The 13705-nt window shown below is 45.4% G+C and carries 10 protein-coding genes; all 10 read left to right on the plus strand.

Annotated elements, in window-relative coordinates; genetic code table 11:
• Positions 1 to 333: 333 nt before the first annotated feature.
• The 10 genes from LOZ80_RS10805 (at position 334) to LOZ80_RS10850 (ending at position 13699) form a co-directional block, all read left to right on the plus strand.
• Complete coding sequence (locus LOZ80_RS10805) at positions 334 to 2172, plus strand: helix-turn-helix domain-containing protein (RefSeq protein WP_238171431.1); 1839 nt, start codon at positions 334 to 336, stop codon at positions 2170 to 2172.
• 97 nt (positions 2173 to 2269) lie between these two features.
• On the plus strand, positions 2270 to 3283 hold the full coding sequence (locus LOZ80_RS10810) for an ABC transporter substrate-binding protein (protein ID WP_238171432.1): 1014 nt from the start codon (positions 2270 to 2272) through the stop codon (positions 3281 to 3283).
• A 128-nt stretch (positions 3284 to 3411) separates the two neighbouring features.
• Positions 3412 to 4686 (plus strand): FAD-binding protein, encoded by a 1275-nt coding sequence (locus tag LOZ80_RS10815; RefSeq protein ID WP_238171433.1) that lies wholly within the window; start codon positions 3412 to 3414, stop codon positions 4684 to 4686.
• A 748-nt stretch (positions 4687 to 5434) separates the two neighbouring features.
• A complete protein-coding gene (locus tag LOZ80_RS10820; RefSeq protein WP_238171434.1) occupies positions 5435 to 6403 on the plus strand; it encodes an alpha/beta hydrolase in 969 nt (322 codons plus the stop codon).
• A gap of 194 nt (positions 6404 to 6597) precedes the next feature.
• Complete coding sequence (locus LOZ80_RS10825; RefSeq protein ID WP_238171435.1) at positions 6598 to 7491, plus strand: sigma-70 family RNA polymerase sigma factor; 894 nt, start codon at positions 6598 to 6600, stop codon at positions 7489 to 7491.
• 62 nt (positions 7492 to 7553) lie between these two features.
• Positions 7554 to 8033 carry a carboxymuconolactone decarboxylase family protein gene (locus LOZ80_RS10830; protein ID WP_238171436.1) on the plus strand — a complete coding sequence of 160 codons (480 nt, stop codon included), beginning with the start codon at positions 7554 to 7556 and terminating at the stop codon, positions 8031 to 8033.
• 1149 nt (positions 8034 to 9182) lie between these two features.
• Positions 9183 to 10442, plus strand: coding sequence for an ATP-grasp domain-containing protein (locus LOZ80_RS10835; RefSeq protein ID WP_238171437.1), 1260 nt, complete (start codon positions 9183 to 9185; stop codon positions 10440 to 10442).
• Positions 10439 to 11299 (plus strand): Rossmann-like domain-containing protein, encoded by an 861-nt coding sequence (locus LOZ80_RS10840; RefSeq protein WP_238171438.1) that lies wholly within the window; start codon positions 10439 to 10441, stop codon positions 11297 to 11299. Before LOZ80_RS10835 ends, LOZ80_RS10840 begins: the two co-directional genes overlap by 4 nt.
• Positions 11274 to 12071: a class I SAM-dependent methyltransferase gene (locus tag LOZ80_RS10845; RefSeq protein WP_238171439.1), complete on the plus strand. Its 798-nt coding sequence runs from the start codon at positions 11274 to 11276 to the stop codon at positions 12069 to 12071. Before LOZ80_RS10840 ends, LOZ80_RS10845 begins: the two co-directional genes overlap by 26 nt.
• Before the next feature lie 41 nt (positions 12072 to 12112).
• Complete coding sequence (locus tag LOZ80_RS10850; protein ID WP_238171440.1) at positions 12113 to 13699, plus strand: ABC transporter substrate-binding protein; 1587 nt, start codon at positions 12113 to 12115, stop codon at positions 13697 to 13699.
• Positions 13700 to 13705 lie beyond the last annotated feature (6 nt).

A 13705-nucleotide genomic window follows, 5' to 3' on the forward strand; every position in this document is an offset into this window, starting at 1 on the left:
ACCACCATATTCCACGCCAAAGGGAACTATGATCCGCTATGTCACCATTTCTCCGTCGGAATCAGCAGGTTCCGCTTAAATAGCGGACCTCAGTTCCCTTTCATGCTACGTTTACCCCATTTCCCGCCAGTTAGCGGATCATAGTTCCTTTTCACACGACGCTCTCTGTCATTGCATAGCCTGAAGGGAACTAGGATCTGCTAGATTGTTGAAAGCCGTTATGAAGACGTTCATCTCTTAGGGCGGCGAAGCCGGTTTTCTTATTGGAGGAAGACCTCGTATAATAATTATAGTACCCAACATAGTCACCAAAACATTGGAGGAAGAACCCACATGTTTTTAAAAAAAAGCAGTTTTACAAGAAATGGAAAGTCCTATCTCTATTATAAAATCGTCAGCACCTATAAAGATGATGCTGGAAAAAATAAGCACCGTGTCGTAAAGCATCTAGGCAAGCTAACGGATGAAGAGGCAGCCGAGGTGCGTCAGGCATTGAAGGAACAAGGTCAGTGGCAAGCCGGGCAGAAGGTTGGATCAGTGGAAAGTGAAGTCAGTCATTTGGCTGAGGTGCGGCAGGATATCCCCGTATTTGTCTTATTGGATACGAAGCAGTTGACCTACGAACCTTTCGCTCAAAAAGAATGGAATGTGACAGAAGTGGATATGCTGCTGCTCGTTCGTGAGGGGACTGGCGAGTTGTTCATGGATGGGAAGAAGGTCGTACTTAGGTACGGGATGGTTGTATATGCGCCTTCCGGCAGCGGGATGCATGTCGTCAATACGAGCAGCAGCCTGCTGCAGCTCGATCGGATTGCCTTCGATGTGCTGCAGCGAAGCAGCACGGCTGCGGATCGAGGCGCCTATCTTCCGCATAAGATGAAGCGTATGTTTCAAGAGCCGATTCAACTGCAAACGCCATATTGGGCGCTTCAGATATCCAAAGAATTGGATGCGATGCAAGTGAGTGGACAACCGCAAGGATTGTTTAAGCGGCAGCTATTATTTTATACAATGATGGATCGGATTGTTCGCCATACAAGTGAAGAGCGACCACTGGAAACGCATAATGTCATCACACATGCGGTTTCCCTCATCGATCAGCATTATAGGGATGATTTGACACGCGATCAGATCGCCGAGCAGCTAGGCATTAGTCCGGAGCATTTCTCCCGATTGTTCAAAAGAGAGAAAGGCATGAGCTTTATCGACTATTTGCTCCATCTTCGCATTGAGAAATCGCGGGAGCTGCTGCTGCTCTCCAAATTCAATCTGCAAGAAATTGCTGAGGAAGTAGGCTTTCAGAGTCAATATTATTTCAGCCGGAAATTTAAACAATTAGTCGGTGTTTCACCTAGCACGTACCTGCTTCAGCCCAAGAAATATGTATCGTTGGATGCTTGCATGACATCAAGCTTGCTTACTTTGGGCGTCGTTCCGCGTGTCGGCATCATGAACCCCTGGATGTCGGAGCATTACCAGAGCTTGCTCAGTCAGGCGGAGTTTAAGCCGATTGAGGGCTTGGACGAGCATAGCGCAGTAATGGTCACGGAGCTGCAGCCGGATCTTATTTTCTCTAATATTCATAAGCAGGATATGAATTGGATACGCAGTTTAGGCCCAGTCGCGTCGGTCGATATGGAAAATATGGAGTGGCGGGCCCACCTCCGCTTTATTGCCGATGTCGTGGGCAAGCAGCAGGAGGCGGAAGTATGGCTGCAAACGTTCGATCAGCAACTTGCAGCGGCTAGAGAGCAGCTTGGAAGTCATCTATCTGCACAGGATACCTTCATCATCATGAAAGTTGTATCCGGTAAAATATATATTTACGGTGATTTGAGAAGCATGGGCGGGCCCATGCTCTATCGAGGGTTACTACTGTCTCCACCGCCAATCGTCAAGGAGCATATTATCGATGCGAAGCTGCTGAACCGCTGCATATCGCTGTCTGAACTAGGCGAGTACTCCGCTGATCATGTTTTCCTCATTAATTATGAATCCAATTGGCTGGAAAGCGGGGAATCCTTCAAAGCGCATCCGAACTGGAAGAAATTCGCAGCCGTTCGCAAAAATCAGGTCTATGAAGTCAATCGTGATGTCTTCTATGGCTTCGACCCGCTTTCCTTAAAGCTTCAATTGCAGGAAATTATTAAGCGCCTTTCATCACAATTGTAGGGAATAATCGTCATGAATGTGCATGGACGGCAAGAGGAACAGATTGTTATGATTCCGGTGAGAACTATTATCATTATCAAAGGGAGAGATACACAGCATGATCGTCAAGAAAACATGGTTATCCGCAGGGATGACAGCTTTGCTGCTCGTTTTGAGCGCTTGCGGCAACGGTACAGATACAACAAGCTCAACCAAGACAGGCACGCAAGCAACAACAACCCCTGCGGCAACTGCGCAAGCAGAAGCTACGGCTTCAGCGCCGAAGACATATGCAGCGAAAACTGCGAAGGGAGATGTGACAATTCCGGCTGCACCCAAGCGTGTCGTAGCAGCTTATTATCATGGGACATTGGCTGCACTAGGCATTACGCCAATCGGCGCCAGTAAGGAGTGGTGGATGGGCAGCCCGTTCCTCAAGGAGCAAGAAGCGAAAATGGCGGATATTGGATCTCCTGCTTCTTTGGAAAAAGTGACGTCCATGGACCCCGATTTGATTGTCATCAACGGATTCTCGGAAGAGAATTACGATAAGTTTGCTAAAATCACTCCAACCGTATTTATTCCTTATACCTCTTATAAAAATGTCAGAGAAGAAATGAAGCTGCTCGGCGACACATTCGGCCGACAAAAGGAAGCCGCAGATTGGCTGGTTAAATATGAGCAGAAAGCTAAGGAGAGCCGCGAGAAGATTAAAGCTTCGGTCAAAGAAGACGAATCGGCTGTCATTATCAATGTCCGCGAGAAAAAGATTTCGCTGCTCGGTGATAATTATGGGCGAGGCGGCGAAGTCATTTACAATATGCTTAAATTCAAGGTGCCTGATTTTGTACAAAAGCAAGCCATTGACAGCGGCAAGCAGCTAGTCGAAATCTCGATGGAAACATTGCCGACATATGCCAATGCGGATCATATTTTCATCTGTATGAATGCCGGCACAACGGAAGAGCAGGTGAAAGCGGTTCTGGATAGTCCCGTCTGGAAGACGCTTCCCGCTGTGAAGAACAATAAAGTGCACATTCTGGACTATAATACATACCTTTATTACGATCCAATTTCCATACTTGGCCAAGCGGATTTGATCACAGATATGCTCGTTAAGAGCGGCTCTTAAGATTATTTCCGTACAAACAGCGTTAGCACATTCCTATATATTGGGGTGGGTTAACGCTGTTCGCGTTACCTGCCTTGCAAAGATATGATAAAATTAACGAATAACAGCTGTGAAAGGAGTGCGAAGATTTGGAGAATAATCGGAATTGGGCTGGAAATTACACGTATAGAGCTACTCAACTTCATGTTCCAGGAAACGTGGAACAAGTACAAGAATTAGTAGCTTGCAGCAAACAAATCAAGGTGCTTGGCACGAGGCACTCTTTTAATAGCATCGCCGACTGTGCGGAAGGGCTTCTCTCCCTTCAGAATCTGAACCAAGTCATCGCCTTAGATCGTGTGAACCATACAGTAACGGTTGAGGGCGGAATAAGATATGGAGAACTCTGTCAATATCTTCACAATGAGGGCTATGCGCTTCACAATTTGGCGTCGCTGCCGCATATTACCGTCGCAGGTGCATGCGCAACGGCAACGCATGGATCAGGTGATCGGAATGGCAATTTGGCTACCGCTGTAGCTGCAATGGAGATCGTCCAAGCTGATGGGAGCGTAGTCGTGTTCTCTCGTGCGCAGCAAAACGGAGACTTCTTAGGCGCAGTCGTTGGGCTTGGAGCATTGGGCGTAGTCACGAAAATCACATTGGATGTAATTCCGGATTTTCAGATGAGCCAGCATGTGTACGACAACCTGCCTTGGGCACAGCTAGAAAAACACTTCGACGATATTTTCTCCAGTGGCTATAGTGTTAGTCTGTTCACTGATTGGAAGATGGCGAGTTTCAATCAAGTCTGGCTGAAGCGTCAAATGGTTAAACAGGCTTCTGATCAGGCAGAATCTGAATTTTTCGGCGCGAGACTTGCCGACTCGCCGCGGCATCCGGTACCTGGACATACGGCTGAGAATTGCAGTCAACAGCTGGGTGTACAGGGGCCTTGGCATGAACGATTGCCGCACTTTCGCATGGATTTCACCCCGAGTGCGGGTGAGGAGCTCCAAAGCGAGTACTTCGTACCGCGAAGCGATGCCTACGCTGCCTTGTGTGCGCTTAATCGCATTCGGGAGCATATCGCGCCACTGCTTTATATCTCTGAGGTTCGTACCGTTGCGGCAGACAACTTGTGGATGAGTCCTTGTTACAAACAAGGGTCAATAGCTATTCATTTTACATGGAAACCGAATTGGGAAGCCGTCCGGCAAGTGCTGCCGATGATCGAAAAGGAGCTTGCGCCTTTCCAGGCACGTCCACATTGGGGGAAATTGTTTACCATGCCGCCCGCTCAGGTAAAATCCCTCTATGCGAAGCTGCCAGACTTTCATAAGCTGCTTCTGCGTTGTGATCCGCAAGGTAAGTTCCGGAATGACTTTTTAGATACATATGTGATGGGAAACGAAAGACAATGAATGATGTACGGATTTTGCATGTTGATGAGGAGGAGGCTATGCCCATTTGCTGGTTGAGCCTTCCTATGACTGGTATGCAAGTGAGGATTACAGCAGATAAGCATGGTGGGAGGGACATCTTCAAATGATGATTGAAAAGAGCTAAGCGTCTGCTTAGCTCTTTTGTACGTGTCGTTCATCGCCAAATTATGGGCAACTGCTAGTCCTAACCAAGTTTGAGCCGAGCTGGAGCCAAGCCGGAACGAAACCCGAGCCAAGCTGGAGCGAAGCAGGAACCAAGCAGGAGCCAAGCTCGAACGAAGCCCGAGCCAAGTTCGAACCTGGTTCCCCTAGGCCTTACTCCCCGCACTGCCGAACCGTCGCCGTTTCGGTCCCCGGTTCACCGAGCCCTCCGCATGGTTAATCTATCATTCTAATGAACCGTATGATGCTTATAGACGAGAAATTGGCTTGTTGGGAGATCTAATGAACTGTATTGGTGTTACCGACTAGTTTTTAGGCAGAATGGTGATCATTTGTTTGAAATAAGGCTTCGGAAGTTCATTAGATTTTTTAAATGGCCCATTCTGATTAAATAAGGGTTGTTGAGTTCGTAAGGGGCGTGGCTCACCGTTCAGTGACAGTTTGGAACAGCTATTTTTTCAGTAATCGCTTCACATCGTAAATAATTAAGCTGGAATTAAGGTACTGTTTTTTCTTGAGTAAGATTGGAGATGTATACTTAAGGTACTACAAGGGAGTGTGAGAGATGAATAAATGGCTTAGAAGATTATGGAAGACTGTTGTTATCGGGTTGGCAGCTATTCTTGTTCTACTGGGATCAGGTGCGATATTTGAGCAGGTGAGCGTCCGAAGGGATCTGAAATCATATACACCTAGCGGCAAATTGTACAAAGTGGATGGAAAAAACATGCATTTATTTTCCGGCGGTCAAGGGGATGTTACGGTTGTATTCGCATCTGGTTGGGGTACAGCCAATCCGTATGTTGATTTCTCTCCGTTATATGAGAAGCTTACGCCACATGTTAAATTCGCCGTGTATGATCGGTTCGGGTATGGGTACAGTGATACGACGGACAAGAAACGCGACATTGATACAATCACGAACGAAATACACGAAGTGCTGCAGCTATCCGGCCAAAAGCCGCCGTACCTGTTCGTGGGGCATTCTCTAGGTTCCCTTGAAACGCTGCGGTTTGCGCAGAAATACCCGGGTGAAGTAAAAGGCATCGTGATGCTGGATAGCGGAAGTCCGGAATATTATTACAATGACGCAGATCCAGTAAGTGACGGCTTAATGAAAAAGCTGCTCATAAAATCAGGCGTGATTCGGTTGCTTTTTCAATCTGACAGTGTTGTCGCTAGCTCGCGTTCAATTCGTAACGACTTGAAGTTCGTGCCGGAGGAACTGAAAGGGATTGACCTGACAGCTTCATTGCTGAAGCTTGAAAATGCCAATATAGCAGACGAGCTGCAGCAATTCAAGGTTAATGCGAAGGTCGTATTGGATAACAAAAAGCCTTTCCCGTTCCCTATTACCATACTGACATCGGATTACTTAGGTGTTACCAATGAGGTTTGGAACAAATACGAGGCGGAATTCACTTCCTGGTCCTTACAAGGGAAGCAGCTGGTAGTCGTGGATACGGAGCATTATATCCATCAATACCGCCCTGATCTCGTAGCAGATGAAATATTGGCCTTGGCCAAAAAATAGACCATTGGCGTCAACGAAATGTGATTAGACCGGCCATATAGTCTGAATAGAAACTTGCCCACAAACGATTGAATTCTCGTTGTGGGCAGTTTTTTTTAACTTTTGGCAATTGATGTCACACATTGAAGCTGCCAATTGTCTTATCAATGGGGTTATCGAATTTAAGAAAGGCGGAAATTATGGAGTTTCAGACAATGGATCCATTTTCTAATACCATTGAGGACTTGTATTCAACCTACAAACCTCATTTATTTTCAATTGCATACCGTATGCTTGGCTCTAGAGCAGATGCTGAGGATATGGTTCAAGATTTGTTTATAAGCATATATGACTATTTGAACGACAATATTACTAATATTAAATCCTATTTAAGCAAAATGATGGTCAATCGATGTTTGAACGAATTAAAATCTGCGCGCAAACAAAGAATTAGCTACGTCGGGAATTGGCTTCCAGAACCAACTGTACAACTTATCGAAGATAGTCCGTTAGAAATCATTGAGCGTCAAGAATCTATTTCGTATGGTTTTCTTATTCTTATGGATAAGCTTACTCCCTTGGAACGAGCTGTGTTTATTTTAAAAGAAGTCTTGGCTTATGAACATGGTGAAATTGGCGAAATACTTAATAAATCAGAGGTCAATTGTCGAAAAATATTCAGCCGTGTCAAGAAAAAAATAGATTTATCCTCGGTAAAACATGATGTGCAATCAACGTATCTACTGGAAAAAAATGAATTGGTAACTCGCTTCATTGCAGCCATTTCGAATGGTCAGATACAATCTCTGGTGGAAATGTTAACCGAGGATGTCATTTTGATTGCCGACGGTGGAGGAAAAGTGTCCGCGGCAACTCATCCAATATCTAATAGAGCACGTGTGCTCGACATTTTGAGAGCCCTTTCGATAAATCGATTTCCTGAATCTAAGGCACAATTAATCGAAGTTAATAACCAGCCTGGGATATTGTTAACCAAAGAAGGCATTCCTACTGGAGTCATTTGTTTCGAATGGGATGCCCTAGCGACGTCGATTCAGCGTATTTACATTATCGTAAACCCTGATAAAATTACTGCACTGATTTTATGATGTCACACATTGAAGCTGCCAATTGTCTTATCAGTGTCAAAATAAATAGGAGGTATACCAATATGACACAACGCATTAATTATATGCAGCAATCACCTGAACTTTTCAAAAAAATGCTGGAATTCAGCAATGCTGAGCAGGAAAGTGTAATTGAGGAGAAGATTCTTGATCTCGTTCACATTAGAGCTTCGCAAATGAATGGCTGCGGATTCTGTTTGGACATGCATGTCAAGCAGGCTAAGATTCATGGCGAGAGTGAGCTTCGCCTCTACCACATCTCAATTTGGTGGGAATCGACGTTGTTTAATCCGCGTGAACGTGCTGCGCTGGCATGGACAGAAATCCTGACCAAACTGCCTGAACAAGGTGTGCCTGATGATGTTTATGATCGCGCTAGAGAGCAGTTCTCTGAAAAAGAAATCTCCGATCTGACGTTCTCCATTATGGCGATTAATGCATGGAATCGCATAAACGTAGCCTTCAAGAATGTACCGGGTTCGGCTGACGCCGTATTTGGATTGAATAAAGCAGGTTTACACTAACCCATTGTGGTCTCCGCAAATTATTAATTATAGAATGGAGTGGTTGTCTCAAAAGTCGATAATGACTGTGAGACAGCCTCTTCTTTTTTTAGCGGCTCCAACTGGTACACCTTATCCCCAACCCCAACCCCCAAGCTTGTTCCTAAGTTCCACTGGAAAAACTCCAGTGTTATCGGTGTTTGGAGGGTAGAAATGCAACTTTGATTGGAGTTTATCCAGTGAAAAGCCTAAAATCGCCATCCTAGAGGCCGCAATCCGAATTCCACTGGAGTTTATCCAATGAAATCACAAAAAGCAATTGCAATCTGCAAGAGTCTCCAGCTATCTGACAACGCGCGATTCCACCTGACTGCTTTTCCAACGCCTAATCTCGCCCACCGCACCATACACCTTGCAACCACTCACTTTGCGGCACCATGCGCCAAAAACTAGCAAGTGTTTCTACCAATGGAAATATCCAATGAAATTGGCTCAAAGGAGGCTGAAATCAACCTTTCATTGGATTATTCCAATGGTTTGGCTTGGAATCGCCCAGAAAGGGCTGATTTTGAGATTTTCATTGGAAATATCCAATGAAAGTGAGTTTTCAACCCGGAAATTGTGCATTTCATTGGATTTATCCAATGAAATTATAAGAAGCAATTGCAATCTGCAAGAGTCTCCAGCTATCTGACAACGCGCGATTCCACCTGACTGCTTTTCCAACTCCTAATCTCGCCCACCGCACCATACACCTTGCAACCACTCACTTTGCGGCACCATGCACCAAAAACTAGCTAGTGTTTCTTCTTCATTGGATTAATCCAATGAAATTGGCTCGAAAGAGATTGAAATCAGCCTTTGACTGGATTTATCCAATATTTTGGCTCATAAACTCCAATAAAAGGATAATTTTGAGATTTAATTGGAGAAAACTCCAGTATTATCGAGTTTGGGGGGTGAAAATGCAACTTTTACTGGAGTATATCCAGTCAAAAGCATAAATCCGCAAACCTAATGGCCATTTTAATTCGTTATCGAAGCGAGTACTGTTGCAAGGGCTAAGAAGTGGAAAAAATTTCATTAGACGATTGACAATGTAAAACAGGTGACGTATACTCGCTGCTAATAGTAAAATTTACTATTAACTAAAATCCAAGGAGATATCCCATGGCACATCTTTTAATGATTGAGAGCTGGGTAGGAGCAAGCGGTATTCTGTTGCCGGCTTTGCTCAAGTCGCAGGGGCACACGTACACGTTTGTTACTCGAAAGTTGGAGCATTATCAGCATGCACATAGCCCAGAAAAGCATCCAGTGATCAGAAATGCCGATTCTGTTTATGTAACAGAAACGAATGATATTCCTCATCTGATTGCATTTTTACGTCCAATGTCTTTCGATGGTGTCATTACAGTGTGTGATTACTACATTGAGGTGGTGAGAGAGGTAGCAGATGCATTGAAACTCCCATGTCCGTTCCCAAAAGCGGTGAAAACTGTCCGTCATAAACATCTTATGCGCGGCGCACTTGATATAGCAGGTCTTGCCAACCCTAAGTATCGACTTGCGCATCATCTGGCAGAAGTCGAAGAAGCTGCTCAAGACATCGGCTTTCCGCTAGTTATCAAACCGGTAGATCTGGCATCCAGCGCATTTGTTAGGCTTATTCAGAATGCAGATGAACTAAAGGATGCTTATCAGGCATTGAAGGACTTCCCGCTTAATTTTCGAGACCAGGCAAGGGATTGTACCTATCTTCTCGAAGAATTCATGACAGGGGAAGAAGTGAGTGTAGAGAGCGTCACCTACCAGGGTGAAACAACCATAATCGGCATTACGGACAAATCCGTTACTGGCTCCCCCTATTTCATCGAGAATGGGCACATGTTCCCTGCAAAGTTAAGCGAAGAAACTAGAATGGCAGTGACTCAGTTTGTTCTTGACGCGCTGAAAGCCGTAGATTTTAATCATGGGATTGCCCATACAGAAGTGAAAATTACCGCAGATGGGCCTCGTATTGTCGAGATCAATCCAAGGACGGCAGGGAACTATATTGTTGAACTTATACAAAATGTTACGGATATCCATTTGCTTCAAGCATTTGTTGACATCTCATTAGGCTTCAAACCTCTTATCGCTCCCAAAAATAATGGGATTACAAGCGGCGCTGTGATGTTCCTCGTTCCACCGCATGGTGGCAAGCTTACTCGCATTCAAGGTATTGATTTACTAGCGTCGGATGACCATATTACCCGCTTCAACGTCGAAGACTGTGAGTGTACAACGATTGCCACTCCGATAGATAACGCCTGCTACTTAGGCTATGTCATCACCCATGATAAGGAAGGATTAAATGCCAGAGCTTATGCAGAAGAAGCGGTTAAGCGCATGATCTTTCATTATGATCATCATGAGGCATCCGTATGAGACCAACTCTGACAGATTCACCGCATACCATTGCGGAATTGCGACAAGCCGTACTGGAAGGCAAGCTTGGACCTAAACCAGAAACATTAACAGTTACGGGATCATCCTATATTTATCAAACGACGCAGTTTCCATCCTCCATAACCAAGTATCACAATTACTATGTACTAGTTAGAGTGGAAGCGGCTTTCGGCGCTTGTTCACATACTTCGGACCAAGTGGAAATGGAAGCGGCAGCGCAGCTTTCTGGAACTCCCTTGCATGTTGCGCTGCAGGATACAAGATTGCCAGTGCAAATCGCGGCTTTGGACGCTTATCTAGGCAGTGTCTACCCGCATGATGTGTTATGCGACAGGATAACCCGAATCCCTGCAGGATCGCCAATTCAGAAAGCGAAGCTGCGTGATGCTCTTATTGCGGATATGGCGAATATTCAACCCTCGCAGAAAGTGGCGCTCATCGGCGTGGTCAATCCACTGATTGAAGCAATTCGAGCACATGGCGGGATTTGTTTGCCTTGTGATTTGCAGCTCGCGCAAACCCAGTGGGGGGATATTGTGGAGAAGGATATGGATAGCGTGCTGAATGATGCGGACAGTGTGATCTGCACAGGCATGACGCTAAGCAATGGAACGTTTGATCATATTTTGAAGAGAGTCCGTGAAAGGCAAATTCCTTTAACCGTATATGCACAAACAGGAAGTGCTGTTATTGCTCAATTTATTAATCAAGGCGTCACAGCACTTGTTGCAGAACCGTTCCCATTCACCCAGTTCAGCGCAGGCGAATCACTTCTCTTTGGCTACACATGTGAAAAGGAAGGTGACGCGAATGAACCTCAAGTTGGATACAGATAACTTTTTACATACGAACCCTTCGCTTTACTTGGCATTCAGTGGCGAGGACGATCTAAGCATGGCGCATTTCATGCATAAGCTTTTGAGCGAATATAAGGTAGGCAAAAAAGTGCTGGATATCGGCTGCGGACCTGGTCGTGAGGTGGCTTATCTGAATCATATGGGATATGAGGCTGTCGGGCTTGACAACTCGGAAGAGATGCTCTTATGGGCAAAAGAACATTATCCCGAAATGTCATTCGTGCATGGTGATCAAGCTAATTTCTCGCTTCACCAGCAGTTTGATGCACTCTTTTGTGTAGGAAGCACCTTTCTATACAACTTTACGAATGATGCTGTTCTCTCAAGTTTGCAGTGTTTCCGCAGTCATCTTCATACAGACGGGATGCTGTACCTTGATATGCGAAACGCCGCTTTTTTTCTGACGAAAGAAGGACAGCGCTGGCTTACAGATGAACTTGTTGAACAGAGGCAGGTGAAAGACAAGGTTATTTCTCTGCAAACGCGATTCAGCATAGACTTGGCAAACCAAATACTGGAGCGCGATTATTGCTGGACAGTTGATGGATTTAAGCCGATTGTAGAGCATCTCAGGCATCGTCTCTTATTTCCCCAGGAATTGGTGCAGTATCTCGCTTCTTCTGGTTTCCGCCTCGTGCAGCTCTTTGATAAACCAGATCCTCATATTAACAATTACGACCTGCAAGGCCCTCTTTCTTTTAGCAATGAAATGGTAGGCAGACGTATGCAGATCATTGCGCAAGCGATATAAAATTTCGCATTTCGTAGGCAACGAATCACAAGGAGGCTCATATGAAGAAAGGTTTGCTTTCAATATCGTTATTATTCGTAATTATTACAGTAATGGGATGCGGCATTAACAACGATAACAACACTAGCAACAGCAGCATTACGGCATCACCAAGTGCTCTGTCTGCCAATGCAGAAGCTAAAGATTTAGTTATTGTTGGTCAGGAAATCGCAGCCAGCTTGGACCCTGTGCAACCTTTGACCTCCAGCTATTTGAGAAACATCGGCGCAGCAGAGGCGTTATTTAAAGTGAATTCATCCGGGAAAGTGGAACCGTCTCTGGCCGAGAATTCCAAAGAAGTGGACGCTCTGACTTGGGAAATCAAATTAAGATCCAATGCCCATTTCTGGAGTGGGAAAGCTATCGATGCTGCTGCTGTAATCGCCTCTTTGGAACGTTCCAAGGCCAAGGATCTACAAGCACTGCCATTTCTCGCTGATCTAACGTTCACGAGGCTTGATGACTACACCATACAAGTGAAAACGACCAGTCCGCATGTGCCAGTGCCTTTGAACCTTTCCTACTACCAAACGGTTATACATAACACGGAAGCTAAGCAAGCCGCTGTAGACACCATGGATTTATCAGGGATGTATAAAATCGTTGAGTTCATTCCTAAACAGAAAATGGTGGCGGTGCTGAATGAAAATTATTGGGGGAAGAAGCCAACTATCAAAAGAGTGGTATATGAAGAAATCACGGATGGCCAAACAAGAGTGCTTTCTGTACTGAGCGGGAAAAGCCAACTGGCATTGAATATACCGGTAACCAGCTTGGCACAGTTCAAAGACAATAAAGACGTGAGAATTTCCGCAGCTCCGGCAGCCAATACGCAAACCATCTATTTAAATGTAAGTAAACCGCAATTGGCGGATAGCAGAGTAAGGCAAGCACTATCCTGGGCGTTAGATCGCAAGGAACTGGTTGTTCTTGGTGCAGAAGGGCAGAGTATTCCAGTAACCACATGGCTAAGCTCCAATCCAGAATTTGCTGAAGCAAGAAACGCTGTATACCCCAAATCTGATCCCGCTAAAGCCAACCAATTACTCGATGAAGCCGGGTGGATGAAAGGTGCTGATGGCATACGAATGAAGGACGGCAACCCCTTATCGATTCGTTTGATGACGTGGGGCGGCGATAAAGCGCTTGGGGAAGCCTTGCAGAACCAATGGACCAAGCTTGGTGTGAAAGCAGACGTACAGCACGGTGACTATAGTTTAATTCAGGCTGCTCGTGACAAAGGCGATTGGGATGCTTCCATTGAAGCATGGAGCACCTTTGGCAATACACATACCCTGCTAAGCGGGCAATTTTCACCCAAAGGCAAGGGAAACTATGGCGTTTACAACGATGCTCAAACGAATGCCTTGCTTGATCAATTAAAAGCCGCTGGAGATGATGCTGCGCGTCATGTGATCGCTGTGCAAATTAATGAGCGAGTCGCTCAGCAAGCTCCGATCATAGCTTTATTCCCGCGTCCACAACTGACAGCTGTTAGCAAAAATCTCACAGGATTCGAAGAGCATTTCATGCAATTCGAGAATGCCGTGAATGCCAACCTTTCATTCGGTTCTGGCATCGGTAAATAAGAGACT

It is taken from the genome of Paenibacillus sp. HWE-109, assembly GCF_022163125.1.
Taxonomy (GTDB): domain Bacteria; phylum Bacillota; class Bacilli; order Paenibacillales; family NBRC-103111; genus Paenibacillus_E.